The 25,884-nt window shown below is 64.0% G+C and carries 21 protein-coding genes and 1 pseudogene; 18 read left to right on the forward strand and 4 right to left on the reverse strand.

Annotation, left to right across the window (positions count from 1 at the left end):
• Nucleotides 1–160: 160 nt before the first annotated feature.
• Nucleotides 161–928, forward strand: a complete 768-nt coding sequence (locus AB4Y44_RS31220; RefSeq protein ID WP_368701724.1) for an isoprenylcysteine carboxylmethyltransferase family protein — start codon at nucleotides 161–163, stop codon at nucleotides 926–928.
• Between the two features lie 214 nt (nucleotides 929–1,142).
• Here AB4Y44_RS31220 and AB4Y44_RS31225 read toward each other — a convergent pair whose 3' ends face one another.
• Nucleotides 1,143–1,691: a carboxymuconolactone decarboxylase family protein gene (locus AB4Y44_RS31225; RefSeq protein ID WP_368701725.1), complete on the reverse strand. Its 549-nt coding sequence runs from the start codon at nucleotides 1,689–1,691 to the stop codon at nucleotides 1,143–1,145.
• Nucleotides 1,692–1,801: 110 nt separating this feature from the next.
• Nucleotides 1,802–2,339, reverse strand: a pseudogene (locus AB4Y44_RS31230) (hypothetical protein).
• Nucleotides 2,340–2,886: 547 nt separating this feature from the next.
• On the opposite strand from AB4Y44_RS31230, the gene AB4Y44_RS31235 reads away from it, so the two are divergent.
• The 4 genes from AB4Y44_RS31235 (at nucleotide 2,887) to AB4Y44_RS31250 (ending at nucleotide 10,146) form a co-directional block, all read left to right on the forward strand.
• Nucleotides 2,887–3,105, forward strand: a complete 219-nt coding sequence (locus AB4Y44_RS31235; protein WP_256095105.1) for a BON domain-containing protein — start codon at nucleotides 2,887–2,889, stop codon at nucleotides 3,103–3,105.
• A gap of 513 nt (nucleotides 3,106–3,618) precedes the next feature.
• Nucleotides 3,619–5,610 carry a patatin-like phospholipase family protein gene (locus tag AB4Y44_RS31240; RefSeq protein ID WP_342920141.1) on the forward strand — a complete coding sequence of 664 codons (1,992 nt, stop codon included), beginning with the start codon at nucleotides 3,619–3,621 and terminating at the stop codon, nucleotides 5,608–5,610.
• Between the two features lie 528 nt (nucleotides 5,611–6,138).
• Complete coding sequence (locus AB4Y44_RS31245; RefSeq protein ID WP_342920142.1) at nucleotides 6,139–6,633, forward strand: hypothetical protein; 495 nt, start codon at nucleotides 6,139–6,141, stop codon at nucleotides 6,631–6,633.
• 9 nt (nucleotides 6,634–6,642) lie between these two features.
• Entirely contained in the window at nucleotides 6,643–10,146 is a 3,504-nt protein-coding gene (locus AB4Y44_RS31250) for a hypothetical protein (RefSeq protein WP_368701726.1), read from the forward strand.
• A 6-nt stretch (nucleotides 10,147–10,152) separates the two neighbouring features.
• Here AB4Y44_RS31250 and AB4Y44_RS31255 read toward each other — a convergent pair whose 3' ends face one another.
• The gene (locus tag AB4Y44_RS31255; protein WP_368701727.1) at nucleotides 10,153–11,049 is read right to left on the reverse strand and encodes a LysR family transcriptional regulator; all 897 of its coding nucleotides are present in this window, start codon (nucleotides 11,047–11,049) and stop codon (nucleotides 10,153–10,155) included.
• Between the two features lie 98 nt (nucleotides 11,050–11,147).
• Between AB4Y44_RS31255 and AB4Y44_RS31260 the strand changes: the two genes are divergently transcribed.
• The 10 genes from AB4Y44_RS31260 (at nucleotide 11,148) to denD (ending at nucleotide 21,256) form a co-directional block, all read left to right on the forward strand.
• On the forward strand, nucleotides 11,148–12,452 hold the full coding sequence (locus AB4Y44_RS31260) for a CitMHS family transporter (protein WP_368701728.1): 1,305 nt from the start codon (nucleotides 11,148–11,150) through the stop codon (nucleotides 12,450–12,452).
• 18 nt (nucleotides 12,453–12,470) lie between these two features.
• Nucleotides 12,471–13,844 (forward strand): acyclic terpene utilization AtuA family protein, encoded by a 1,374-nt coding sequence (locus AB4Y44_RS31265; RefSeq protein WP_342920146.1) that lies wholly within the window; start codon nucleotides 12,471–12,473, stop codon nucleotides 13,842–13,844.
• Nucleotides 13,831–14,145: a hypothetical protein gene (locus tag AB4Y44_RS31270; RefSeq protein WP_342920147.1), complete on the forward strand. Its 315-nt coding sequence runs from the start codon at nucleotides 13,831–13,833 to the stop codon at nucleotides 14,143–14,145. The genes AB4Y44_RS31265 and AB4Y44_RS31270 overlap by 14 nt, the downstream gene beginning before the upstream one ends.
• Nucleotides 14,146–14,271: 126 nt before the next feature.
• Nucleotides 14,272–14,976 carry a FadR/GntR family transcriptional regulator gene (locus AB4Y44_RS31275; protein WP_368701729.1) on the forward strand — a complete coding sequence of 235 codons (705 nt, stop codon included), beginning with the start codon at nucleotides 14,272–14,274 and terminating at the stop codon, nucleotides 14,974–14,976.
• 69 nt (nucleotides 14,977–15,045) lie between these two features.
• Nucleotides 15,046–15,936: an L-threonate dehydrogenase gene (ltnD, locus tag AB4Y44_RS31280; protein WP_368701730.1), complete on the forward strand. Its 891-nt coding sequence runs from the start codon at nucleotides 15,046–15,048 to the stop codon at nucleotides 15,934–15,936.
• A gap of 19 nt (nucleotides 15,937–15,955) precedes the next feature.
• Nucleotides 15,956–17,281, forward strand: a complete 1,326-nt coding sequence (gene otnK / locus AB4Y44_RS31285; RefSeq protein ID WP_368701731.1) for a 3-oxo-tetronate kinase — start codon at nucleotides 15,956–15,958, stop codon at nucleotides 17,279–17,281.
• A complete protein-coding gene (locus AB4Y44_RS31290) occupies nucleotides 17,278–17,934 on the forward strand; it encodes an aldolase (protein WP_368701732.1) in 657 nt (218 codons plus the stop codon). The genes otnK and AB4Y44_RS31290 overlap by 4 nt, the downstream gene beginning before the upstream one ends.
• Before the next feature lie 133 nt (nucleotides 17,935–18,067).
• Nucleotides 18,068–19,405 (forward strand): MFS transporter, encoded by a 1,338-nt coding sequence (locus AB4Y44_RS31295; RefSeq protein WP_368701733.1) that lies wholly within the window; start codon nucleotides 18,068–18,070, stop codon nucleotides 19,403–19,405.
• Between the two features lie 22 nt (nucleotides 19,406–19,427).
• A complete protein-coding gene (otnI, locus tag AB4Y44_RS31300; protein WP_368701734.1) occupies nucleotides 19,428–20,216 on the forward strand; it encodes a 2-oxo-tetronate isomerase in 789 nt (262 codons plus the stop codon).
• Between the two features lie 50 nt (nucleotides 20,217–20,266).
• A complete protein-coding gene (gene denD, locus AB4Y44_RS31305; protein ID WP_342920154.1) occupies nucleotides 20,267–21,256 on the forward strand; it encodes a D-erythronate dehydrogenase in 990 nt (329 codons plus the stop codon).
• Between the two features lie 76 nt (nucleotides 21,257–21,332).
• Here denD and AB4Y44_RS31310 read toward each other — a convergent pair whose 3' ends face one another.
• Nucleotides 21,333–23,009 (reverse strand): alpha-keto acid decarboxylase family protein, encoded by a 1,677-nt coding sequence (locus AB4Y44_RS31310; protein WP_368701735.1) that lies wholly within the window; start codon nucleotides 23,007–23,009, stop codon nucleotides 21,333–21,335.
• Nucleotides 23,010–23,368: 359 nt separating this feature from the next.
• Between AB4Y44_RS31310 and AB4Y44_RS31315 the strand changes: the two genes are divergently transcribed.
• The 3 genes from AB4Y44_RS31315 to AB4Y44_RS31325 all read left to right on the forward strand — a co-directional run bounded on the left by AB4Y44_RS31315 (nucleotide 23,369) and on the right by AB4Y44_RS31325 (nucleotide 25,884).
• A complete protein-coding gene (locus AB4Y44_RS31315; protein ID WP_368701736.1) occupies nucleotides 23,369–24,046 on the forward strand; it encodes a heavy metal response regulator transcription factor in 678 nt (225 codons plus the stop codon).
• Nucleotides 24,043–25,449 (forward strand): heavy metal sensor histidine kinase, encoded by a 1,407-nt coding sequence (locus AB4Y44_RS31320; RefSeq protein WP_368701737.1) that lies wholly within the window; start codon nucleotides 24,043–24,045, stop codon nucleotides 25,447–25,449. Before AB4Y44_RS31315 ends, AB4Y44_RS31320 begins: the two co-directional genes overlap by 4 nt.
• A gap of 147 nt (nucleotides 25,450–25,596) precedes the next feature.
• Nucleotides 25,597–25,884, forward strand: coding sequence for a hypothetical protein (locus AB4Y44_RS31325; protein WP_342920158.1), 288 nt, complete (start codon nucleotides 25,597–25,599; stop codon nucleotides 25,882–25,884).

Genomic DNA, 25,884 nt, shown 5'->3' on the forward strand with positions numbered 1-25,884 from the left:
GCATGGAAAATAAACTCTCGGTGAATGTGTCGGCGCCGCGCATGATCTTCGGGGGCAAGTGGGGGCCTTCTATCAACGCTTCATTGGTCTTCCGCGATGACGTGGCCGCCGGTACTTCAGCAGCCTGTTAGAGGAGCCGGAGGATTAAATCAACATACTCATGCGCCAGCAAACGGAAATCCTTCAAGACAGCCGGTTCTTCATTTGCGCCGCGTTTATACTCTTGTGCTGGATTCGGCCACTATGGGCTTTGCTTATGCTTTTAATGCGCGCTTTTAGGGGCTTCATCATCCTGTTCGTGGTCATCGCCGGCGTGCTCTTCGGTTCGGCGGGGACGCTGTACGATGGGCGCGCGTGGGCGATGCTGGCGGTGTTCTTTGGATGCGCCGGGGCCATCACCGTCTGGCTCTGGTTCCGCGACAGGGCGCTGCTGGAGCGGCGAGTGAAGGCAGTACCTGGCTCGGAGCCCGATCCGATGCAGAACGTCGTCCAGGGGCTGGCGGGATTTGTCTTTCTGGCCATCTTCGCCGCGTCGGGGTTCGACAGACGCTTCGGCTGGTCCCAGGTGCCCGCCGCCGTTTCGCTCGCTGGCGACTCCATGATCGTCATCGGCTTCCTGATTGTTTTCCTTACCTTCCGCGAGAACACTTTCACCGCCAGCACGATCGAGATCGCCGAGGGCCAGCACGTCATCGACACCGGTCCCTATGCCATCGTGCGCCACCCCATGTACGCCGGCGCGCTGATCATGATCGCCGGAATACCCCTCGCGCTGGGCTCGTGGTGGGCGCTTATCCCGGCTGCCTCGATCGTCCCGGTCATCGTGTGGCGGCTGACGCGCGAGGAGGTCTACCTGGCGGCCAACCTCGCGGGCTACTGCGACTATCGGGGCCGGGTACGTTACCGGCTGGCGCCGCTTCTCTGGTAGTTGCGCTGTCGATGGGCGGCCTGACATTCCGTTCAACCCGGACGGATTCGCCGCCGGTTACCTTAGGCGTCCCTCGCTGCTGCAGTTATCTGTTCACGTTTCGTGGACGACTTGCGTTAGCGGTTCTAAAGCCCCTTTCCCGAAGGGGAAAGGGCTTAAACGAAGCATTCTGCGGCGGCGGGTTGGGGTGGTGCTCCCGCCGCTCAAACTCACTTCACGCCTTCCACGCGTAGGCCTGGAACATTTCTTCGAGGGGCGGCTGGGTGACGCTTGCGGTGTAGTTCGTGATCGTCGAGGCGGCGACCACCAGGATGACGTCGAGCACCAGTGCCTGATCGAAGCCAGCCTCGGTGAACGCAGCGATGTCGTCATCGTCGACATGGCCACGCTTTTCGATCAGCGTGCGTGCCAGGCGCGAGAGCGCCGCGAGCTTCGGGTCCTCCGGGAGGCGGCGTTCGCGGATCGCCTGCACGTCGGCCTCGCTCAGGCCTTCCTTGAGACCGAGACACGAGTGGAATGCGACCGGCCAGGTGGCGCCATTGGTCACCGCATTGGTGAGCAGCAGCGTCTGGACATGCGCTTCGGAAAAGTTGCCGCCATGCGCCTGCTGAAACAGGCCGACGAGACCATTGATCAGCTTCGGCGAGCCGGCAATCGCGCCAGCGATATTGGGCACCATGCCGAAGGCCTGGGCGAGCCCGTTCAGCGCGGGCTTCGATTGTTCAGGGGCGGATTCGAGGGTATAGATGGGGAAGTGAGCCACGGTATTTCCTTGAGAGTTGCAGGTATCGCTGATATCGATCAGGCGACAAGCTCAGATTAGTGAGAGAAACGAGACTCGCCAATTACATGGCGGGTAATCAGCGAGCCAAATCATTCGCGGGCTGCATCGAGCAGGGTGATGTGCTGCGCTTCGGTTGCGTCGTCGGCGGGAAACATGCATTTGATCCGCAGTTCCTGTGCGGCGACCGTCAGCGGTGTTCCGACCGTTGTGATCATCGAGAAGTAGTTGAGTACGGCGCGGTCGTTGATGAAGCCCATCGGCACGATCGGCAGCGTGGACGCAGAACCGGCCATCCCTTGCGATCGCCATTCGGGGCGCACGCCGGGGTAGGACTGCAGCGCGTCGAGGAACTGCTTCGTCTGAGGATCGACGACGTGGCCCACCGATTCGCGCTGCACGCGCTGGATAAGGCTGTGCACCACCGCCTCCCGGTTGGCCATATGGGGCCGCAAACCGCGGGGATCGAACGCTTCGGCCGCTCTCGATGAAGCTGATCTGCCGCTGCGAGAGGCCCGCGTCGAGCGAAAGATCGAGCTGGTTGACGCCTCGCACTTCTCGCCAATAACGCAGCAATCCGCCCAGCTCCTTCGACACTCGCTGGTTGAGGTCCAATGCGCTCATGGTCATTCCGTATGTATGAGAACAAACGGTCCGTTGCGATCGATGTACAACCGCGCTCGACCGGATAGCGGAAATTATCGATTCGTGACCATTTCGAGCAATTACGTCGCATGTAATCATTACGGCGGCGCGCCAACTGCCGCGAAATGATGTTCGGAAATGTTCCGCTAAATGGACCTTATCCTTTCGAAGGACCTTCAAATACCGCCATTAAAGCCTGTGGCATCTCCACGGGCGATCGGTCTCTCGTGTGTGCGACGAGAAGCTATATTGAGCAGTGGTGACATCCGTACATGAGCATGTCGGGTGTTCGTACTATCGCTGCTCGCGCGGTTGGACTCACGCGAGTCGTCGCGAGGTGCCGTTCTAAAACCGCCCCGGAGGGAGCATGGGAAGTCGCCTTGGAGGACAAGTCGTCGGTGCCGCGCTGGCATTTGCCATCGCAGGCGGCGCGACCTGCGCCAGCGCGCAAACAACTGTAAGTCCGCCTGTCGAGACGTCCGCGCAAACGGCGGCGGCTGCGCCAACCGCGCCGCGACGGAGGTCCGATACCATGCTGGCCGGCGACGTCCGTCGAGCGCTCGTGCGCAATCCTGGGGTGAATTCCATGAATATTCACGTACAGGTGCGCGGCGGCATCGTTACGCTGACTGGGTGGGTACCACAGCGCTCGCAGATCGAGCGGGCCAGTATCGCGGCAAGGTCAGTTCGCGGCGTCAGAGCGGTTTCGAATCGTTTAACGGTACGAACGGGGCACGGCGGTGGTCGCTGAGCCCATTGCCGATTTCTGTTGTTGCATGGTCATCGTGGGCGGCCAATGGACCGGGCATCTTGTACAGGAGGAATGCAGAGACATTAGCGTGAGGTCGGGTCGGGCGCCTTCACATAAATGTTTCGACTCCAAAAAAATTGATGATTGATATCATGTTTAGCATGACGAAGTGTGAGGCATACCTTGGTCGTTCATTGCGGTTCTTTACCCGAAACGAGCGCCGTGTCGTAGCGCCGCATCCATGTTCGGTACCGCACACTCCGTCGCGGATTTTCAGCCAAAAATTGCTATAAAAGTATGAGGGAACGGAGGCAGATAAACGGTACGGCGCGCTTCCAGCGCACGTCGATGAAACGCAATCCGGTCGCGCAACATAGAAGAGCGCGCGCCCCGCCTGCACGACGGTGACACCGGTACTGGTGTGCGGCAGTCCAACGGGGTGTCCGTTAGTCCAACGGCGGCGCGATAGCCGCAGCAAGCCGTGATGGCGGCGCATATATCCAGGAGACCGTCATGGCAGAGGCCGCTATCCCCCAAGCCGACGTGAGCGCTGCAGACCCCGAATGGCCCTGTCCGGAGGGCGAACCGGCCGAATATTTCGTGCCGCCGAAGTGCGGCGAGGCGAATGTGTTCGAGATCGGACTCGTTCTGGGTGGTACGGTCTCTGCGGGTACATTCACGGCGGGCGTGCTCGATTTTCTGTTCGAAGCACTGGACGAGTGGGACAATGCGCGAATGCAGGCGGTCAAGGACGCACGCGGGGCCGTACCGGGTCACCGCGTCCGCATCCGCATCATTACGGGCGCATCCGGCGGAGGCATCAATGCCATTCTGGCGGCGCGCGCGCTCAGTTTCCGCTTTCCGCACGTGAGGGAGGGCGTGCAGGAGCCGAGTCCTTCTCCCAACCCTTTCTACCAGGTGTGGGTCAACGACATCGACATCCAGAAATTGCTGGACACGTCTGATCTTGGTTCGTCCGGGCATAAGGGCATCGCTATCATTTCGCTCCTCAACGGCGGCGTGCTTTCGCAGATCGCGCAGGACACTCTTGGTCCCACGCCGGCCGCCGCAGGGGATAAGCCGGACGCGGGCTATCCCGCCCAGGCGCTGCGAGCGGCGGGCGTCGAGGACGTGTTCGCGAGGAGTTGGGTCTATAACCCGTTGGCAGTTGTCGTCACGCACACCAACCTGAGCGGCGTCCCGTATTCGCAGATGTTCCGCAGCGACACGGCGGGTGCTTCCGCGGAATATTTCACGAACCACGCCGATTACGTCCGACTGTATTTCGGCTATTGCGTGGGCGAAAACGGCGCTGCTATCGACCCGAAAACCCGGTATCTCCCTGACTCCAGATATGTGGGCGCTCCGCAAACGTACACGCTGGGCACGGCGTACTTGCCCGAGCAATTGAAGGGGTGCACGGCTGCAGACTGGCCGACGCTCGCACAAAACGTCCTGGGGACTTCGGCATTTCCGATCGGCTTTCCGGCACGCGTGGTGGCACGCCACGCAAACGACTATGCGTACCGTTTCGTCTGGGATCCGGTGGACGCGAAATACCATTGGATCGCGCCGCTGTGGCCAAAGGTTGCGCCAAGCGGTTTGAACCTGAACACCTATCAATTCCTGTCGCTCGATGGTGGATGCACGGACAACGAGCCCATCATGCTGGCCACGCAGGTTCTGGAAGGACTGGAGCGGGCAGGCAATCACCATAGCGTGGCCGGCGCGGAGAAGGCGGACCGGGCCGTGGTGCTCGTGGACCCGCTGTGCGACCCGCTTCCTGAGCTTTTGAAACCCGAGGCGACTGCCCTGGTGTCGCTCCTGTCACCCACGCTGCAGATGTTCATCCGCTCCAACCGCTTTGCGACGGCGGATATGACCGGCTTTCTGCGCAGCGACGTGTACAACCGGTTCCTCGTCGCGCCAAAGCGGTGGCCGCGCAAAGCGGAGGGCGCCGCCGCATCGGTACTCGTGGGCGGCGCGGCGCTATGTGCCGGCGGCCTCGGGGCATTCATGGGCTTTTTCCACAGAAAATTCAGAGAGCACGATTTCATGCTCGGCCGTCGCAACTGTCAGGCATTCCTCGCCGGCACATTCACGCTCGCCCCGGAAAACCCGGTCTTCATAAAAGGGGAAATACCCACGCTGCCAGCGAACTGGTCCGGGCCCAGGCCGCCGGATCCCACGCTGGAATGTCCGATCATCCCCTTGTACGGCAGCGCCGCCGAAGTTCAGGACCAGCCCGAATGGCCCGTAGACGAGTTCAAGCCTAAAAGCATCGAGGGGCTCCTGAAGAAGCGCGTGGAAGCCATGCTTTCCCACCTCGGCGATTATCTGCACATCGGGAAAATGGGTGAAGCGCTGGTCGCCGTAGTCGATCTGCTCGTCATTGCACCGCAGATCACGAAGAAAATTCTCGCCATCGTGAGCGCCGAACTCGTTCGTCAGAGACTGCTCAATCCAGCCGATGCGGTTCCCAACGGCGACGATCCGATGCCATAAAGCGAATGGGAGTGACGCGACGTGCGATACGGCAAAGTGCGCACACGTCCAGCGCCCGCCTGGCTGAACGAAGCGGGCCTGAGAACTGCAAGGCGCGTGGCAATGATCGGAGTAATGGGCTGCGTCGCCGTCGCGGTCAGCATGACGGCGTTCGCTGCCGCAACATCTGCAGACCTGACATGCAATTCGCCGCGCCAGGGGGCCCTCGCCAGAGGGCCGGCTCACGGTGCGAACGGCACGACCGGTACGAACGTGACCGTCACCTGCATGCCCTCGATGCCGGAAACTGCACATCGGGCCGACGTTCGTGACGACCCTGGTAACGCCGGAAACGGTGTGCCCCCATCACACGGTGGCGAAGCCGGCGACCCCGCCGCGCCTCACGACACAAGCGGTGGTGACGCACATCATGCAGGCGCGGCCCCCGCAGCCGATGACGCCATATCGGCGCGCTCACAAGGGGGCACGAAGGCGAGCGGCGCCGAGGCGGCATCCGGTGCAGGTAACTCGTCATCCTCAGCGCCATCAGTGGCCGAACGCAACGCAAAGCGCTGGTCATCGGCGGACTGGAGCAACCTGGTGCGTGCGATTCTCGGCGGGCTCGCGCAACTCGTGGCTGTCTGCGTGGGCGGCTACGGCGCCGGGCTGTTCGCCTATCGCTCACTTGGCATATTCAATGGGCTCTTCGGCGTCGGCGCGCTGGCTGCCAAATCGCCTGGCACGTCGAAATCACCGGAGGCGGCCAAAGCGCCGGATTCGACGAAGTCGCTGGACGCGCCATCCGCCCCGCGGCCGGGACACTTCGCCTTTACGCGCCATTGGGGCGGCTTCGGCGGAGAAGCGACCGGTTGGTATCTGTCGAGGGAGTTGATGCAGTTGATCATCGCGATCCTGCTCGCGGTCGTTGCCGTGGTACTGGCGCTCGCGGTGCTCCTCGTGGCGTTCGGCCGGGGCGGGACCGAAACGGCTCCCGAAGTCAAGCCGGCCGCCAGCGCGCCGCACGCCAGCGCCGCTCACGAGTGAATCTCGATCATGACGATCCGGATCAGGATGACTGTCGACCCGCAATCGCCGCTCGACAGCGGCACGGCGATCGTCGCGCGCTCCGAGGCGAGCCAGGTGCTCGAACATGAACTGACGCAGTATTGCAAGGGGCGCATTCAGGGACGTTCGTTTCTGATCGCGGGCCACCGCGGCGCGGGCAAGACGACGATGGTCGCCGACGTGCTGCGGCGAATCGAGCAAAATGCGCGCAATGGCGATTTGCCATTGCGGCCGCTGCAAGTCATCCTGCACGGTCCAAGCCTGTTCTCCAATCTGGGCGACCCGCCGCAGCCGGAAAGCCCGGCAGACGTGCAGCCCGATGCAACAAAGCCAGTGGAGGATGCAGGCACTGCTTCGTCTGCTTCTGTGCGTGTCGTCTTGACCGCCGCCGCGCAACAGGCGACGGCTTCGGTTGAGCGCACGGCGGCGGACGAAGACCACGCCGGTAACGACGCCGCACCGGTGTCCGACGTCGAGGGCCAGGCGCAGCGCGCGCTGGAGCAGGTGATCCTTTGCCTGCACCGTGCCGTGGTGGTGGCCTACATGGATGCGTTCCGCGCGTGGGTCAACGACACCCAGGCACGTTCGCAGGCATCCGCACAGGACGATTCAGACAGCTGCCTTTTACAGCCCGAAGCACAGTGGGCGGAACTGGCGGCGCAATTCGAAATCGAGCTGATGGAAGATCCACGCGCCTCTCGCCTGCGCGAATTCTATGCAGGCGTTGGCGCATTGCAGTCCGGCGTCCTGTATGGACCCGGCAGTTCGCAAACGGCAGTCGGGCAGGGTGCAAACGAACTCGTTGCGCTGAATGGCATTTGCACGGCGCACCAGCGCATCTCGGGCGTAATCAGCGGGCGCGACGAGGACAAGCTGTCGAAAAAGAAGGAAGCGCGATCGGAACACCGCGTTGGATGGCAAAGCGCGGACTTCATCAAGCCGCTCGCGAGCGTCTTCTCGGGTGTGGTGGTCGCGGCAGGCGCGTCGGCGGGCCAGCATGCGTTGTGGTCGTCGGCGCTATTCGGCCTGCTGACGATGTTCGGCGCGTCGTTCGCGTTCTCGAGTTCGTTCTCGAGTACGAAACTGCATGAGCGCACCGTCGATCGCACGTTCATACCCGACCTCTCGGTGCGAACGCTGGACCGCGTGTTGCCCACGTTGCTCAGGCGTCTCGTGAAGGCGGGACTCGCGCCGGTGCTCGTGATCGACGAACTCGACAAGATCGACCTTCAAGCGGAAGACCTCGAAAAAATCGTCAGTCATCTAAAGAAGCTGATGGCCGAGAATGTGTTTTCGTGCTTTCTCACCGATCGTGGCTATCTGGAGCTGATGACCATGAAGGAGCGAAGTACGGCTTACGCGAAGACGTACACGAATTTTTCGCATTCGCTCTTCGTCACTCATGAGCCCGCCGACCTCGACAAATACATGAACGAGATGTTCATCGCCGAGCCGGACGAAGCGTCGAAGATCGACCTCGATTTGCTGAAATGGGTGCTGCGGCACCGTTCCCAAATGCACGCGCTCGCGTTGAATCGCGAAATCGCGGCGATCCGCAATGACCACAATGAGGTCACGGCCACGTCGCGGGAATTGCGCTCGTCGCCCGTGTATGCGATCGACTTGACCTTGCAGGTGGCCATCGAGCACCGCCTGAACAGCAGCGAAGTGCAGCGCTGGCTGAGGCAGCGGCCCAGAATGCGCCTGACCCTGCTCGATGCGCTCTACCACATCTCACGGAGGTGGCAGGAAGCGCCCGAGTCCGAGCTGGATCTCACCGACAAGGGGCTTCCGGCGTTCCACGCCGACCTCGAAAAGCGCATGAACCTCACGGAGGTCTGCGGCGTGAACGGTCGCCTGAGCATGGCGGAGATATTCAAAAAGGACGATCTCAACATGCTGGACACCCAGGTCCGCGCCTTGGCGAAGCAACTGTGCCTGTTCGCGCCCGGGTTCAGCCAGCCGAGCGACTTGCCGGACCCGACGCAGGGGCCGCCTTCTCCGCGACAGTGGGTCATTAGCTGCCTTCTGACTGGCGACGATTCAGTGCTCATCAGGCTCGACAAGCTCGACGATAACGGCAAGAACCGCTACAGCTTTCGCTACTATCCTTCTGGCGAACGGCTGCCGCCAGTGAGGATTCAGGAGGAAGAAGTGCCGGTGGAAGAGGTGACGTTGGAGCAGCAAACGCTGAAGCGGATCGAGGAATTGCGCGCCGAGGCCGCAGAGCCTGCCGCGTTCCTCGATCGGCTCGCCCGGACTTTGTGCCTCATCATGTTTGACGCCGTTGGGGTCCAGTCGAGTCAATCAGACTGGGAGGTCTTTTACAAGCTCGCCGACGAACTGGGCGTGCTGTCGCCTAACCCGCCAGCGCGAGATGTCCAGGAGGCTGCGACGCGCCTGGCCGGCGCGAAGCTGTGGTCTGGCAGCGTGACGGCGCTCGAAAGCGACCTCGATATGCTCAAGCGCTTCGAGCGCATGATTCGGGCCAATCTCGACCTGATCGAACTTGCCTTGTGCACGGCCGCCCGCCTGGGCGCGCTGGACGGCGCACCTTTGCGAAGCGACGCTATCATGCGCGGGCTTCGAGCGATATCGTCGGGCTTGAAGCTCGCGCAGATTGGCGAGGAGCGTGTGCGAGACGTCATGCGCAGTTTCAATCAGGAGCTGGAGGAACGCCTGCATCTGGTGCCACACGCGCCTGCGGCCGCGGCCACGGATGCAGATAGCGCGGTCGAACGGATGTCCACGATCGTCGACGCCTGGTACGTGGGCCGACGATCCGATGCGAAAACGCTCGCGTCCGCGTGGTCTTCGCTGGCCGACGCGGCGTGGAAAAACTTCGGGCGTGACAGCTCCGGCGCGTTGTTCACAGAGGCAAACCGTCCGGCGCGCCTGGAACTGATCGTCTGCGCAGCGAACGCCCGCGGACCGGGCAAATTCTTCACGCTGAACGCGCTGGCCCCGCCTCTTGAGGACTGGACGAACGTCGCTTATCGCGCGCTCGCTCAGCCCGGGCTGCTCACAGCAGGCGACGACAGGCTGCCACCCGAACTGTTCCCGCACGCGTTACGCATGCTGGGATTCAATCTGCTCCCACGCGAATTCGTCGCGCCGGTGCTCGCGAACTTCGCGCAACAAAGTGGGACGGCCTACGCTGACCTGGACGAGATGCTCGGGCCGAGCTTGAACATGGACGCCGGTTCTCTCTCGAGCGTCGGACCCAACGTGCCAGCGACGATCGTGATCGTCCCGCGGTCGGCGGCACGCTCGAAGACCTTCGAGTGGTCAGCCCCGCAGGTGAGCGAGGTCATGGTCATCATGGAGATCAACGCGCTGATCGACGCGCTTGACGATCAGCAGTTCGCCGCATTGCTGAAGCTCACGTCCAGCGTCGAACTGCGGTGGGACGGCACGCCCATACCAGACAAGCGCGAAAGACTGCTGACCATTTTCGGAACCACAGTGCAGAGGGCGGACCGCTACGTCTAGCCCGCGTTACTCCCCACCTTGCCCCCCAAGATCAACCGTATCGACAAAGTCCTCAGTCACACGAGGCAGCGTCCGACCGCGTTTCTTGACGAGCGCAATCGGGCGCACGAACGCCGGATCGTCGATCGGCCGCATGACGAGACCTCGCTCGGCATGCACTTCGCGCGCGGACTCCGGAAGAACGGAGATACCCAGGCCGCCGCGCACCATCGCAACGGCGGTCATCATGTACATCGGCTCGCACGCGATATCGGGCGTGCAACGCGCGTTCGACAGCGCCGCGTCCACGACCGCGCGCACACTGGTACCCGGCGCGGTCAGCACGAGCGGCATCGATGCGAAGTCGTCGACCGTCACCGTGCGCTTGCGGGCAAGCGGGTGGGTCTTCGGACACACGATCACGAGGCGATCCTCGCCCGTCTGCAGGACATCGAGCGTCGCATCGACGCTGTGCCCGCCCGTCAGGCCAATATCGACCTCTTCATTGCGCACAAGCGCGTTGACGGCGCTCGCGACGACATCGCGAACCTGAAACCGCGCCTGTGGCACGCGCTGGCGAAACGTCCGGATCAGTTCGGGCAGCGCGCTGGCCGCGAAGGTCGGCAGACACGCGAGCCGCACCGTGCCGCTCGAACCGTCGCCAAGCGCGCGCGCATCTCTGAGGGCCTGCTCCATCTCGCTTAGCGATCGCGCCAGGATAGGCAGCAATTCGCGGCCCGTCTGGGTCAGCGCGACACTGCGGCTGTTGCGATCGAACAAACGCGCACCCACCGTTTCCTCGAGGCGTCGAATCTGCACGGTCAGCGCGGGTTGCGACAAATGCAGCCGCGCCGCCGCGCGCGTGAAGTTGCCCGCGTGCGCCACGGTCACGAACGCACGAATGTCGCGGAGATTGAGATCCATAACGAGCTGTGATTGCTGCGATCAATTCATTTCAATTGTGTTATTGCAGCGCCGAACTTACGCTGGTCCGCACTAAAAGACAAGACTGGAGACAGAACATGCTGCCGTTGCTGGGGCTCGTGACGATCGTGGTGCTGCTGGCCGCGATTCTTTCAAAACGCATGTCGCCGCTCGTTGCGCTCATCATCGTGCCGCTCGTCGCGTCGCTGATCGGTGGATTCGGCTTGCAGACGAGCAAGTTCGTCATCGACGGATTGAAGAGCCTTGCGCCCGTCGTCGGCATGTTCGTGTTCGCGATTCTCTATTTCGGCACGATCACGGACGCAGGCACGCTCGATCCGATCATCGACCGCATCCTGCGCACGGTCGGCACAAAGCCGACGCGTATCGTGGTGGGCACGACGCTGCTCGCGCTGCTCATTCACCTCGACGGCTCGGGCGCCGTGTGCTTTCTCGTCACCATCCCCGCCATGTTGCCGCTGTACGAGCGCCTGAACATGGACAAGCGCGTGCTCGCGGCGGCCGTTTCGATGGCGGCGGGCATCAACTTCTTGCCGTGGACGGGGCCAATGATCCGCGCGTCGGCGTCGCTGCATTTGCCGGTTTCGGCGCTGTTCAATCCGCTGATTCCGGTCCAGGCGATCGGCCTCGTGTTCGTGTTCAGCATGGCCTGGTGGCTCGGCCGGCGCGAGGAAAAGCGCCTCGGCTATGCTTCCGCCAGCGACACGATTGCGCTGCCCAAACGCGAACTCACGCCCGAGGAGCAGTCGCTGCGCCGCCCGAAGAACTTCTGGTTCAACATCGTGCTGACGATCGTCGTGCTCGGCACGATGGTCGCAATGGGCGAGAAGATTCCGCCCGCGATCATGTTCATGGTGGGCCTGTGCATCGCGCTGATGGTGAATTACCCGAACGTCGACATGCAGCGCAAGCGCGTCGACGCGCATGCGCGCGCCGCGCTGATGATGGCGGGCATTCTGCTCGCAGCGGGCGTGTTCACCGGCATCATGCAGGGCAGCGGCATGCTCAAGGCGATGGCGCAGGCGGCGGTCGGTTTCGTGCCGCCTGCGTTTGCCGGGCGAATTCCGGTCGTGCTAGGCGTGCTGTCGATGCCGCTCTCGATGCTCTTCGACCCCGACTCGTTTTATTTCGGCGTGCTGCCGGTGATCGCCGAAGTGGCGTCGCAACTCGGCGTGCCGGCGGTGCACATCGGCCAGGCCGCGCTGCTCGGCCAGATGACCACCGGCTTTCCCGTGAGCCCGCTCACGCCCGCGACATTTCTCGTCGTCGGCCTGTGTGGAATCGATCTCGCGGACCATCAGAAGTTCACGTTTCCGCTGCTGTTCGGCGCGTCGATCGTCATGACGATCGCGTGCGTCGTGCTGGGCGTGTTTCCGCTGTAAAGAGGAGTGGCAGAAGTCATGTACCGGACCGGATCATCAAGGCGCATACGGATAGGCGCGGGCGCAGGCTACTCGGGCGACCGCATCGAGCCTGCTGTCGAACTCGCGGAGCACGGTGCGCTGGACTACCTCGTATTCGAATGCCTCGCGGAACGCACGGTCGCGATCGCCCAACAGACGCGCCGTCACGATCCCGCACTCGGCTACGATCCGCTGCTCGAAGCACGCATGCGCGCCGTCCTGCCCGTCGCCGTGAGGAACCGCGTACGGATCATTTCGAACATGGGCGCGGCCAATCCGCGCGCAGCGGCGATCAGGACGGCGCAGACTGCGCAGGAGCTCGGACTCGGCGGACTGAAGATTGCCGCCGTCACCGGCGACGATGTGCTCGATGTCGTCCTGCGTTCCCAACTGCGCTTCGAAGAGTCCGGCGACGATGTCAGCCGCTACACGGACCGCATCGTTTCGGCGAATGCATATCTCGGTGCGGCACCGATCGTCGATGCGCTCGCGGCGGGCGCGGATATCGTGCTGACGGGGCGCGTCGCGGATCCGTCCCTGTTCACGGCGCCGCTCATCCACGAGTTCGGCTGGCGCATGGACGACTGGAACACGCTTGGGCAGGCAACCGTCGTCGGGCATTTGCTCGAATGCGCCGGGCAGGTGACCGGCGGCTACTTCGCCGATCCCGGTTTCAAGGACGTACCGGATCTCGCGCGGCTCGGTTTTCCGATCGGCGAAGTGAGCGCCGATGGCAGCGTCGTCGTGACGAAGGTGCCGCATGCGGGCGGTTGTGTGACCGAGGCGACATGCAAGGAGCAGTTGCTCTACGAGATTCACGATCCGCAACGCTACTTGCAACCCGATGTCGTCGCGGATTTCAGCGGAGTACGTGTCGTGGAAGAGGCAAGAGACCGCGTGCGCGTGACGGGCGGACGCGGCAGCACACGCACCGGAACGCTGAAGGTGTCGGTCGCCTATGTCGACGGCTACATCGGCGAGGGGCAGATTTCCTATGGCGGACCGGGCGCCGTCGAACGTGCGCGACTCGCGCTCGACATCGTGCGGGAGCGCCTCGCGACCACGGGCGTTGACACGAGCGAACTGCGCTTCGACCTGATCGGCGTGAACGCGCTCTATGGCGATGCCCTCGCGGCACGTCACGACGCGCCGTACGAAGTGCGCGTTCGCGTAGCAGGGCGCGCGGCCAACGCAAAGGAAGCGGCGCGCATCGGCAACGAGGTCGAAACGCTCTACACCAACGGCCCTGCGGGCGGCGGGGGCGTAACGAAATCGACTCGCGAGGTGCTCGCCGTGCAGTCCGTGCTGGTGCCACGCGAGCAGGTGGTTCCGGTTTTCCAGGTTGTCGAGGCAAGCGATGAAACTGCGTGAACTGGCCCATGGCCGCACTGGCGACAAAGGCAATACGCTGAATATCTCGGTGATTTGCTACGACGCGAAGCACTACGCCCATCTGCGCCACGTCTTGACGCCCGAACGTGTCAAGGCTCACCTCGCCGACGTGGTCAAAGGCGAGGTCGTGCGCTACGAACTGCCGCTGCTGGGCGCGTTCAATTTCGTGCTCGGCAACGCGCTCGGTGGGGGCGTCACGCGCTCTCTGGCGCTGGATGCGCACGGCAAATCGATGAGCATGGCGCTCCTCGATCTCGAAGTAGACGACCTCCCTGGATGACCGCATTGCGGCGCACTTTCCGAAAGGCGCCGCGCGACACCCGGCTGAACCTTCAGGGTTCTCCCCAATGCATACCCATGTCCTAAAATTTGTATGATGACCCTATGACATGGCAAATCTGCTGATATGTTCGAGAAAATCGCCAACCGGGCGCTGAGCGACACCGTCGCGCAACAGCTGCTCGCACAGATCGACAAGGGCACGTTCGCGCGCGGCGGCAAGCTGCCGACGGAAGCCGTGCTCGCCCAGGAGTTCGGCGTCAGCCGCACCGTGATCCGCGAGGCCATCTCGCGCCTGAAGAACGAAGGTGTGGTCGAGCCGCGCCAGGGCAGCGGCGTGTACGTGGCCGCGCATGGCGCAATCCGGCCGCTGCGCATCGACTACGCGGAAGCGATGGAAGGCGGCTCGGTGCTGCAGATTCTCGCGGTGCGCCGCGCGATCGAAGCCGAAGTCGCGGCGGAAGCCGCCATGCGCCGCACCGACGCCGACATGATGGCCATCGACGCCGCGCTCAGAAAGATCGATGAAGCCGTCGCCGAGGGCCGCGACGGCGTTGCCGAAGACGTCGCGTTTCACCGCGCGATCGCCAGCGTGACGGGCAATCCGTACTTTCTGAAAACGCTGACGTTTCTCAATCAATACCTCGAAGCGGGCACGGTCATCACGCGCCGCAACGAGGCGCTGCGCGAGGACTTCTCGCGCCAGGTGCGCGACGAACACGCCGCGATCGCCGCGGCGATCCGCGCAGGCGACCCGATGGCCGCGCGCAATGCCGCGCAAACGCACATGTACAACGCGGCGCGCCGTCTGGCCGAAGCCGGTATCTGCTGAATTTGCAGACGCATTCGCCCGTGCAATCCGCGGCGCGCAGTCTGCAGCACTGTTCGTAAAGGAAAGGGTATGTCGAGAAATGTCGGAGTGATCGGTCTCGGTGCGATGGGCATGGGTGTCGCGCGTTCGCTGCTGCGCGGCGGTTTCAAGGTCCATGCATGCGACGTGCGCCGCGAAGTGCTCGACCCGTTCGTCGCCGCTGGCGGCACGGCTTGCGCGAGTCCCGCCGAGCTTGGCGCGCAGTGCGATGTGGTCGTCACGCTCGTCGTCAATGCCGCTCAAACGGAAACGGTGCTGTTCGGCGAGCAGGGCGCGGTCAAGTCGATGAAGCCGGGCGGCGTCGTGATCGCGTGCGCGACGGTCGCGCCCGACTTCGCGATCGACCTCGGCCGCCGCGTGGAAGCGGCCGGCCTGCAACTGCTCGATGCGCCCGTCTCGGGCGGCGCGGCGCGCGCGGCATCGGGCGAAATGACGATGATGACGTCCGGGCCCGCCGCCGCGTATGCCGCGTGCGAGGACGTGCTCGCCGCGATGGCCGGCAAGGTCTACCGGCTGGGCGCGCAGCACGGGGCGGGCTCGAAGGTGAAGATCATCAACCAGTTGCTCGCGGGCGTGCATATCGCCGCCGCTGCCGAGGCGATGGCGCTCGGTCTGCGCGAAGGCGTCGATCCCGACGCGCTCTACGACGTGATTACGCACAGCGCCGGCAACTCGTGGATGTTCGAAAACCGCGTGCCGCACATTCTCAACGGCGACTACACGCCGCTGTCGGCCGTTGACATCTTCGTCAAGGATCTCGGCCTCGTGCTCGATACCGCGCGAGGCTCGAAGTTTCCGCTGCCGTTGTCGGCGGCTGCGCATCAGATGTTCATGATGGCGTCGACAGCGGGTCACGGTGGCGAAGACGATTCGGCCGTCATCAAGATTTTCCCGGGCATCGATGTGCCCGCGAAGCGTTGAGCGGGAAGGGCGCAACGACATGACGAACAGGAACGCCTCTGCCGGCAAGCCGCTGCTCGGCTGCATCGCCGACGATTTCACGGGCGCAACCGACCTCGCGAACATGCTGGTGCGCGGCGGCATGCGCACCGTGCAGACGATCGGCGTGCCCGGCGCCGACACGCGCATCGAAGCCGACGCGCTCGTGGTCGCGCTGAAGTCGCGCACGATCGACGCCGCCGACGCCGTGGCGCAGTCGCTTGCCGCACTCGAATGGCTGCGCGCGCAAGGCTGCCGCCAGTTCTTCTTCAAATACTGCTCGACCTTCGATTCGACCGATCAAGGCAATATCGGACCCGTTACCGACGCGCTGCTCGACGCGCTGTCGCGCAATGGAGGCGACGCGCCGTTCACGATCGCGTGTCCCGCGTTTCCGGAGAATGGACGCACGATCTATCGCGGGCATCTGTTCGTCGGCGACGTGCTGCTGAACGAGTCGGGCATGGAGCACCATCCGCTTACGCCGATGACGGACGCGAACCTCGTGCGCGTGCTGCAACGTCAGACGCGCTCGAAAGTCGGCCTCGTACGCTACGACGCCGTGGCGCGAGGCGCGCAAGCCGTGCGCGCCTCGATCGACGCGTTGCGCGCCGACGGCGTGCGCATGGCAGTCGCCGATGCCGTCTCGGACGCCGATCTCGATACGCTCGGCGAAGCGTGCGCGGACCTGCCGCTGATCACGGGCGGCTCGGGTGTCGCGCTTGGTTTGCCCGCGAATTTCCGCCGCGCCGGGTTGCTCGCCGACGCTGCCGACGCAGGCGAGCTGCCGCGTATCGACGGCGCGTCGGCCGTGCTGGCGGGCAGTGCGTCGAAGGCGACGAATGCCCAGGTTGCCGCATGGCGCGAAACACGCCCCGCGTTCCGCATCGATCCGCTTGCGGCGGCGCGCGGCGAGCCCGTCGTCGAGCACGCGTTGGCCTTCGCGCGCGAGCACATGCACGCATCGCAGCCGCAGCCCGTGCTGATCTACGCGACGGCCTCGCCCGACGAGGTGAAGGCGACTCAGCGCGAACTGGGCGTGGCGCAAGCCGGCGAACTGGTCGAACGCACGCTCGCGTCGATCGCGCGAGGGCTGCGCGATCTCGGCGTGCGCAAGTTCGTCGTCGCGGGCGGCGAGACCTCGGGCGCCGTGGTGCAGGCGCTGGGCGTCGCCATGCTGCGCATTGGCAAGCAGATCGATCCGGGCGTGCCCGCCACCGCCACCATCGCTGCCGAGCCGCTTGCGCTCGCGCTCAAGTCCGGCAACTTCGGCGCGGTCGACTTCTTCGCGAAGGCGCTGCGTATGCTCGACGGAGGCGCGCAATGACGGCGGCCATTCACACCAGCAACGAAACGAAGGTCCGCGAAGAAATCTGCGTGACGGGCGCGAGCCTCTACGAGCGCGGCTACACCGTCGGCAGCGCGGGCAACATCAGCGCGCGGCTCGACGACGGCTGGCTCATCACGCCGACGGATGCCTGTCTCGGCCGCCTCGATCCCGCCGAGATCGCGAAGGTCGATCTCGACGGCAATGCGGTTTCGGGCGGCAAGCCGTCGAAAACGTTGGCGCTGCATCGCGGCGTCTACGAGCGCAACCGCGAAGCGCGCGGCATCGTGCATACGCATTCGACACACCTCGTCGCGCTGACGCTCGCGGGCGTCTGGAGCGACGCCGACGTGCTGCCGCCCATCACGCCGTACTACGTCATGAAGGTCGGGCACATTCCGCTGATCCGCTACCGGCGTCCCGGCGATCCGCAAGTCGCGCAACAGATCGCCGCGCTCGCGGATAGCGTGCGCGGCGTGCTGCTGGAGCGGCTCGGCCCCGTCGTATGGGAGCGTTCCGTTTCGCAGGCGTCGTACGCGCTCGAAGAACTGGAAGAGACGGCGCGCCTGTGGCTGATGACGAACCCGCGTCCCGCGCCGCTCGACGACACCGCGCTCGCGGAGCTGCGCGCAGTGTTCGGCGCGCGCTGGTAGCCCCCTCGATTCCATCGAGTGTTCCGCGCCCCCCGCGGAGCCTCCGTATCACCCACCTCAGGCAAAAAGCCGGGGGGCCGTCCGGCATGAAGCGGACGGCCTGCAACCGGCGGCAACCCGAAGGAGACAACGCATGACGAGCTATCAGGCGGCATCGGTTCGCCCCGCATCCACCGCCGACGCCGCCGGGCAACCCGGCGCGGCCGAAATCGAACGCACCTACGGCAAGGTGTTCTGGCGCATCGTGCCGTTTCTGATGCTGTGCTACGTGGTCGCGTATCTGGACCGCGTCAACGTGGGCTTTGCGAAGCTGCAAATGTCGCAGGATCTCGCGTTCAGCGAGACCGTATTCGGTCTCGGCGCGGGCGTGTTCTTCGTCGGCTACTTTCTCTTCGAACTGCCCAGCAATATCCTGATGCATCGGCTCGGCGCGCGCATCTGGATTGCGCGCATCATGATCACGTGGGGCCTGCTTTCCGCCGTGTTCGTTTTCGTACGGACTCCGATGCAGTTCTATGCACTGCGTTTCCTGCTGGGTCTCGCCGAAGCGGGCTTCTATCCGGGTGTCATCCTGTACCTGACCTACTGGTTCCCGTCGCATCGCCGCGCGAAGATCATTGCCGTGTTCATGTCGGCGATTCCGGTATCTGGCATCTTCGGCAATCCGTTGTCGGGCTGGATCATGCAGACTTTCAATTCCCATCACGGCTTCGCAGGCTGGCAATGGATGTTCGTGATCGAGGCGGTGCCTGCCATCGCCATCGGTATCGCGACCATCCTGTATCTCGACAACGGCATCGCCGGCGCGAAATGGCTGACGCCGCGCGAAAAGAAACTGCTCGCCGACGAAATCGCCGCGCAGCCGCAGGAAGAAGCGAAGTCGCATTCGCTGGGCGCCGTGTTTCGCGATCCGCGCACGTGGTGGATGTCGCTGATCTATTTCGCGTTCGTCACCGGCCAATACGGACTCACGTTCTGGATGCCGACGCTCGTGAAGTCTACCGGTGTGACGGGCGCGTTCGAAATCGGCCTGCTGAGCGCGATCCCGTTTCTCGTCGCCATCGTCGTGATGAACGTGATGGGCCACAGCGCGGACAAGCGCCGCGAGCGGCGCTGGCATCTGATCGGGCCGGCGCTCGCGGGCGCGGTCGGCTTCACGGTCGCGGCTTCGTTCGCGAATAACACGGCTGTGTCGATTGCGTTCCTGTCGATCGCCGCTGCGGGGGTGCTGACCTGCGCGCCGCTCTTCTGGTCGCTGCCCACGGCGTTCATGTCCGGCGCGACGGCGGCTGCGGGCATCGCGATCATCAATTCGATCGGCAATCTGGCGGGCTTCGCAAGCCCGTACATGATTGGCTATCTTAAGGATCTCACGCACAGCACGCAGTCCGGCATGTACGTGCTTGCCGCGATGCTCGTGATCGGCGCGCTCGCCGTCTGGCTGACGCCCGCGCGGCTCGTGAACCGCTAACCGTATTCAAGGAGTCGTTTCGATGCCACGCTTCGCCGCCAATCTTTCGATGATGTACAACGAACACGCGTTTCTCGACCGTTTCGCCGCCGCCGCGCGCGACGGTTTCGAGGCCGTGGAGTTTCTGTTCCCTTATGAGTTTCCGGCCGCCGACATCAAGCAGCGTCTCGACGACAACGGGCTCACGCAGGCGCTCTTCAATGCGCCGCCGGGTGACTGGGCGGCGGGCGAACGCGGCATCGCGTCGTTGCCGGGCCGCGTGGACGAGTTTCGCCGCAGCATCGAGACCGCACTCGATTACGCGCGGGTGCTCGGCAACGACAAGCTGCACGTGATGGCCGGGTTGATCAAGCCTGAGCAATCGCGTGCCGCACATCGCGAGGTGTATCTGAAGAACCTCGCCTATGCGGCGCAGGCCGCCCAGGCTCACGGCATCACCGTCGTCATCGAGCCGATCAACACGCGTGATATTCCCGGCTTCTTTCTGAACCGGCAAGACGACGCGCAGGCCATCTGCGCGGAAGTGGGCGCCCCGAACCTGAAAGTGCAGTTCGATCTCTACCACTGCCAGATTGTCGAAGGCGATCTCGCCGTCAAGCTCAAGCGTGACATGAAGGGCATCGGGCATATCCAGATTGCCGGCGTGCCCGAGCGGCACGAGCCGGATCTTGGCGAAGTGAACTACCCGTATCTGTTCTCGCTGATCGACGCACTTGGCTACGACGGCTGGATCGGTTGCGAATACCGGCCGCGCGCCGGCACATCGGAAGGGCTTGGATGGATCAGGCCGTACGTGAAGGCGCGCAGCTGAGCACACATACCTGAGCGCATTCGACGGACACACTGAGGAACGACAGCGACATGAAAGTACTGATCACGGGCGGTGCGGGATTTCTGGGCCAGCGTCTCGCGCGCGAACTGCTCGCACGCGGCGAACTGAAGGGCGCAGATGGGCAGCGCGAGCCGATCACCGAACTGGTGCTGCTCGACGTCGTCGCGGCGCCGGGACCGGCTGACGAACGCGTGCGTGTCGAGGTCGGCGACATTGCCGAGCGCAGCGTGCTTGAACGTGTAATCGACGACAGGACCGCGGCGATTTTCCACCTCGCGGCGATCGTCAGCGGCCAGGCGGAAGCGGACTTCGAGCTCGGCATGCGCATCAATCTCGACGCGTCGCGGCTGCTGCTCGACGTGTGCCGCGAGCGCGGGCATCGGCCGCGCGTCGTGTTCACGAGTTCGGTCGCCGTCTATGGCGGCGATCTGCCCGCCGTCGTCCTCGATGAAACCGCCTTGAATCCACAGTCGTCGTATGGCGCGCAAAAGGCCGTCGCCGAGTTGCTGCTCAACGACTTCTCGCGACGCGGTTTCGTCGATGGCCGCGTGCTGCGTCTGCCGACCATCAGCGTGCGGCCGGGCAAGCCGAATGCGGCGGCGTCCTCGTTTGCCAGCGGCATCATTCGCGAGCCGCTGAACGGCGAGCCGGCCGTGTGCCCGGTGAGCGGTTCGACGCGACTGTGGCTGCTGTCGCCGCGCAAGGCAATCGAGTGTCTCGTCGCCGGATGCGAGATCGACGGCGCGGCGCTCGGCAACCGGCGCACGGTGAATCTGCCGGGCGTGTCGGTGACGGTCGACGAGATGATCGCCGCGCTGCGGGACGTGGCGGGCGATGCCGTCGCCGCACGGATCGAATGGAAGGCGGACGAGCGGGTCGAGAAGATCGTCGGCAGCTGGCCCGCGCAGTGGGACGTTGCGCGAGCGACGCAGCTTGGCCTGCAGGGCGACGCATCGTTCAGGGATATCGTGCGCGCGTTCGTCGACGATGAACTCGGTGGGAAGATTGCGCAGCATTGATTGCCTGCCCGGCTTCTTGCGCCAGAAATAACACACGCCGCCATCGCAGACCTGAGTCCTTGCGAGGCGGCGCTTTTTACCGAAGTTGGAGACCCTCGCGATGCTGCGGGCCGCGCGGACCGTAGTCGAGTTCGGCGCCCAGATTGCTGCTGCGCGTGATTGGCGCGGGTGCATCGCAGGCGTCCATGATCGATTCGACGAAAACCAGTTTGTCGTTTGGCGCGGCGAGGGCGTTTTGCAGATCCCCGCAGGTCCTGGCCACGAACGACTGCACGGAGGCGCCTGGGTGGAGCACTTTCGGCAGCTCCGCGTAGGCCCAGTTCGCGATGTCGTTGTAGGGCTCGGTCTTGCCGAGGTAGCCGCGTTCGATGGTGTAGCCGCCATTGTTGATCAGCAGGATCGCCGGCTTGTGATCGTGGTGCAGGATGGTCGACAACTCCTGCGCCGTGACCTGGAACGAACCATCGCCGATGAGCAACACGTGGCGGCGCTCAGGCGCCGCAGTCAGCGCGCCGAGCAGGGCGCCGACCGAATAGCCAATCGATCCCCAGTTGATCGATCCGATAAAAGTGCATCCCGGCGGCAGCTTCAGGCCGAGAAGGGAAAACGACGTGCCATTGTCGACATACAGGACGTCGCCGGGCCGCAGATAATCCTGGACAGCCTGCCAGTAGGCGGATTGCGTCAGCTTCGCGGCAGCCTCGACGTGCATGCGGGCCGCTGGCGCATCAACCGGGCGTTGCACGCGCGTCGCAACCTGCGGGATGGCATCGATCACGCCCCGTAGCACTTCCTTGAGCGTCACCGCCTGATAGTTGTCTTCGCCGACGTCCACGGCGTGTGCACGCGCGTGGATCGTGCGGGCGGGCAGCGTCGCCGTGAAGTCGCCCGTGGTCACCTCGATTGGCCGGTAGCCCACGGCGAGCAGGCAGTCGCTGCTCTCGATCGTCTCCTGTACCCCCGGCTCGCTGCCCTTGCCGGCATAGATGCCAAGGTAATGCGGGTGCGATTCGTCGATCACCCCCTTGGCGGCGTTGATCACCGCGACCGGGGCCTGCAGCTTTTCCGCGAGCGCCACGAGTTCGGGGGCGACGCCGAACCGGTCGGCGTCCGTATCCACGAGGATCGCCGGTGCCGTTGCTGCGGAAAACTGTTGGGCGAGCGCGGCGATGCACGTTTGCAACCGTTCCGGATCGCTCGGAACGTGGGCAAGAACGAGCGGCGAGGCCGGCACCTCGATCTCGAGATAGGCGATGTCCGACGGCAGCTCCAGATAGACCGGGAGCTTTTCCCGCCAGGCGGTGAGGATCAGCCGGTCGATCTCGACGACGGCGTTGCGCGGCGTGATCCTCGCCTGGGCCACCGTCACCGCCGCATAGGCGCGCAGGAAGTGGTCGAAGTTGCCGTCGGCCATCGTGTGGTGCATGCCGAGGCCGCGATCGATGGAGCGCAGCGGGATCGAACCGCTGATGCAGATGACGGGCACGTGCTCGGCATACGCGCCGGCCACACCGTTCAGCGCGCTCAAGGCGCCGACCCCGTTCGTGACGAGCAGCGCGCCGAGGCCGTTCAGCCGCGCATACCCGTCCGCGGCATAGGAGGAGGTCAACTCGCCCGTGGTGCCGACCCATTCCAGCGCACCGCTATCGTGGAGTTGCTGCAACAGCGTGAGGTTGTAGTCGCCCGGGACGCCAAACAAATGACGAATACCGGCTTCCTCGAGGCGGCGCAGCAGGAAGTCGCCAATCGTCATGCGTTGGGTGAGTTTGGCCGTGTTTTGCGTGTTTTCCATGGAGGACTCCTAAGCTGGGTCATGGGAGGAATGTGCGGTACCGGTGATCAATCGCACTCCGCGGAAATAGCGCTGCGCAAGTCGGTCTGCGGTACAACGGATTCGCAGTCTAGGCGCCCGGTCAAAACAGTAGCGTGACCGGGTCATTACAAAAAAATATCAGGGAGAGAACACGCTGCACTTTGTCATTTCTCTGTAATCACTGAGTAACGCCCCTGTTGGAGCGCACTGCCTAGACTGCTTTCAAGCCCGGCTGGTATAGGGGCGCAAACGAGCACAGAATCAGTGACACGCGCATGAGAGTGCAGGGATCGGACGCCATGAAAATCCTCGTCATCGAAGACGAAGTCAAGAGCAGCGAGTACATCCAGAACGGCTTGACGGAAGCCGGCTACGTGGTGGACGTGGCCACGAATGGCATCGACGGGCTGCACCTCGCGCAGGAGATAGGTTACGACCTGATCCTGCTCGACGTGATGATGCCGGAGATGGACGGCTGGACCGTCATGAAGAAGCTCGGTGCCCGCATCAAAACGCCCGTGTTGTTCCTGAGCGCACGCGGCACGCTCGAAGACCGGCTCAAGGGCCTCGATCTCGGCGCCGACGATTATCTCGTCAAGCCGTTCTCGTTTGCCGAGTTGCTGGCGCGCATCCGCATCATACTGCGGCGCGGCCAGCCTCAAAAGCAGGAAGAGCAGGTCTTCGAAGTCGGGGATCTGCGGGTCGACGTGCCGAAGCGGCGAGTCGACCGGGGCGGCGTGCGCCTCACGCTCACCAACAAGGAATTCAACCTGCTGGCGTTCTTTCTGGAGCATCAAGGCCAGGTGCTGTCGCGCGCCCTGATCGCTTCGCGCGTCTGGGACATGAACTTCGACAGCGATAGCAACGTGGTCGATGTTGCGGTGCGCCGGCTGCGGCAGAAGATCGACGACCCGTTCCCGGTTCGTCTGATCCATACGATTCACGGCGTGGGATACCGTTTCGAGTACGAAGCATGAAGCGGCTTTCCCTCACCACGCGCCTTGCGTTGTTATACGCACTCATCGTATTCACCGCGATGGCGTTGCTCGGCACCTTGCTGTATCGCGGCCTGGAGCGGCAACTGATGGTGCGCGACGACGCGGCGCTGGTGACGCGCGTGGACCAGCTTCGCACGCTGATGAACGATGTCGACGTGCGCGCGCTGATTCGCGACAAGCCCCATCTCTTCGCGAACATGCTCGGCAATACGGAATCGCTGCTGATCGTGGGCTTTCCCGGCGAAGCGCCGCTCATTACGGTGAATCCCGGCCACCGGGCGGTGCCGGACATGAAACCCGTGCCGGTGGACGTGCCGCTCACGCTCGGCGCGGTCCAGCATACGGCTGCGGCCGATGGCACGCCGTTCATCTACGTCGCTGCTGCGGCGCACGACATCGCCGGCAAGCAGGACCTGCAGATCATCTCCGGCCGCTTGCTGACCGAGCGCACGCAACTGCTGCGGGCATACCGCAACCAGATACTGCTATTCGCCTCCGCTGGCGCGACCATCGTTGCCTTGCTCGCTTTCGTCCTGGCGCGCCGCAACATGCAGCCGTTGCGCGTGCTCGCTGCGCAAACCGGGGCGATCGGCATCAGCACGCTTTCGACGCGCATCGAGCAGCGTGCCGCGCCGCCCGAACTCGACGCGCTGATCGCGGCGTTCAACGGCATGCTCGACCGGCTCGAGCGCGGTTTCACGCAACTGAAGCAGGTATCGGCCGACATGGCGCACGACCTGCGCACACCCATCGGCAATCTGCTCGGGCAGACCGAAGTCGGCTTGAGCCAGACGCGCGACACTGCGTATTACCAGCGGCTACTCGGCTCGAATTACGAGGAATTGCAACGCCTGTCGAAGATGATCGACAACATGCTGTTTCTCGCGCGCACCGAGCAGGCCGATAACGCCATCGAGCGCAAGGACCTGCCGCTCGCCGTGGAGTTCGAGCGCATGCAGGAGTATTTCGAAGGTCTCGCGGAGGACCGCAACGTGAGCCTCGAGTGGCGCGGCGAAGGCCACGTGTGCGCGGATCCGGATCTGCTGCGCCGTGCGCTGGGCAATCTGCTTGCGAATGCCTTGCGGTATGCCGAACCGGGGACGGCGATCTCGACCGTGGCGCAGCAAGGACCGGAGGCCACGACGCTCCATGTCGAGAATCGCGGGCCGACGATCGAGCCACATCATCTCGAGCGGATCTTCGACCGCTTCTATCGGGCCGATCCGTCACGGCACCGCTCGTCGGAGTCGAGCGGGCTAGGGCTTTCGATCGTGCGCGGCATCATGTTGCTGCACGGCGGCACGTGGAAAGCATCGAGCAGCAACGGCGTGACGCGCTTTACGCTCGTGTTCCCGCGGCAGCGCGAGCCCCGCAGCCAGTAGGCGCCCCAGGGGCGGCGGTGCGACAAACCGCGCTATGATGGGCTGCCTTGAATTGGGAATGCGGGACGCAACCCATCGGTGCGCGCATGGGTTGTCCGTACGAGTGGAATTCAGCGTTTATTCCAGTCATGAAGCGTAGAAGACGCGATGAAACAACGTACATGGCCCAGACTCGCTGTCGTTTGCTCATTGCTGGCTTTCATGCCGCTTGCGGGTTGCGTGGCCCGCGGCGCGCCGTCCTGGTCGCTCTTCGGTGCGTACTTCCCGTACTGGCTCGTGAGCGCCGTGATCGGCATCGTGGGCGCGCTCGTCGCGCATCGCGTGTTCATCTCGACCGGCTGGGTCCGCGTGGTGCCGTACCAGCTGTCCGTCTGCACCGCGATCGGCATCGTCGCCGGGGTGCTCGTCTGGCTGTGGGGAACGGGGCAGCTCTGA

The organism is Paraburkholderia sp. BR10937, assembly GCF_040965695.1.
Taxonomy (GTDB): Bacteria; Pseudomonadota; Gammaproteobacteria; order Burkholderiales; family Burkholderiaceae; genus Paraburkholderia.

What these genes read in the sequence shown, in the direction of transcription:
- AB4Y44_RS31235 (WP_256095105.1), top strand. Translation starts at nt 2,887, where the DNA reads ATGCTGGCCGGCGACGTCCGTCGAGCGCTCGTGCGCAATCCTGGGGTG.
- denD (WP_342920154.1), top strand. Translation starts at nt 20,267, where the DNA reads ATGAAAGTACTGATCACGGGCGGTGCGGGATTTCTGGGCCAGCGTCTC.
- AB4Y44_RS31315 (WP_368701736.1), top strand. Translation starts at nt 23,369, where the DNA reads ATGAAAATCCTCGTCATCGAAGACGAAGTCAAGAGCAGCGAGTACATC.
- AB4Y44_RS31250 (WP_368701726.1), top strand. Translation starts at nt 6,643, where the DNA reads ATGACGATCCGGATCAGGATGACTGTCGACCCGCAATCGCCGCTCGAC.
- ltnD (WP_368701730.1), top strand. Translation starts at nt 15,046, where the DNA reads ATGTCGAGAAATGTCGGAGTGATCGGTCTCGGTGCGATGGGCATGGGT.
- AB4Y44_RS31290 (WP_368701732.1), top strand. Translation starts at nt 17,278, where the DNA reads ATGACGGCGGCCATTCACACCAGCAACGAAACGAAGGTCCGCGAAGAA.
- AB4Y44_RS31320 (WP_368701737.1), top strand. Translation starts at nt 24,043, where the DNA reads ATGAAGCGGCTTTCCCTCACCACGCGCCTTGCGTTGTTATACGCACTC.
- otnI (WP_368701734.1), top strand. Translation starts at nt 19,428, where the DNA reads ATGCCACGCTTCGCCGCCAATCTTTCGATGATGTACAACGAACACGCG.
- AB4Y44_RS31295 (WP_368701733.1), top strand. Translation starts at nt 18,068, where the DNA reads ATGACGAGCTATCAGGCGGCATCGGTTCGCCCCGCATCCACCGCCGAC.
- AB4Y44_RS31240 (WP_342920141.1), top strand. Translation starts at nt 3,619, where the DNA reads ATGGCAGAGGCCGCTATCCCCCAAGCCGACGTGAGCGCTGCAGACCCC.
- AB4Y44_RS31325 (WP_342920158.1), top strand. Translation starts at nt 25,597, where the DNA reads ATGAAACAACGTACATGGCCCAGACTCGCTGTCGTTTGCTCATTGCTG.
- otnK (WP_368701731.1), top strand. Translation starts at nt 15,956, where the DNA reads ATGACGAACAGGAACGCCTCTGCCGGCAAGCCGCTGCTCGGCTGCATC.
- AB4Y44_RS31270 (WP_342920147.1), top strand. Translation starts at nt 13,831, where the DNA reads ATGAAACTGCGTGAACTGGCCCATGGCCGCACTGGCGACAAAGGCAAT.
- AB4Y44_RS31310 (WP_368701735.1), bottom strand. Translation starts at nt 23,009, where the DNA reads ATGACGATTGGCGACTTCCTGCTGCGCCGCCTCGAGGAAGCCGGTATT.
- AB4Y44_RS31260 (WP_368701728.1), top strand. Translation starts at nt 11,148, where the DNA reads ATGCTGCCGTTGCTGGGGCTCGTGACGATCGTGGTGCTGCTGGCCGCG.
- AB4Y44_RS31220 (WP_368701724.1), top strand. Translation starts at nt 161, where the DNA reads ATGCGCCAGCAAACGGAAATCCTTCAAGACAGCCGGTTCTTCATTTGC.
- AB4Y44_RS31275 (WP_368701729.1), top strand. Translation starts at nt 14,272, where the DNA reads ATGTTCGAGAAAATCGCCAACCGGGCGCTGAGCGACACCGTCGCGCAA.
- AB4Y44_RS31255 (WP_368701727.1), bottom strand. Translation starts at nt 11,049, where the DNA reads ATGGATCTCAATCTCCGCGACATTCGTGCGTTCGTGACCGTGGCGCAC.
- AB4Y44_RS31265 (WP_342920146.1), top strand. Translation starts at nt 12,471, where the DNA reads ATGTACCGGACCGGATCATCAAGGCGCATACGGATAGGCGCGGGCGCA.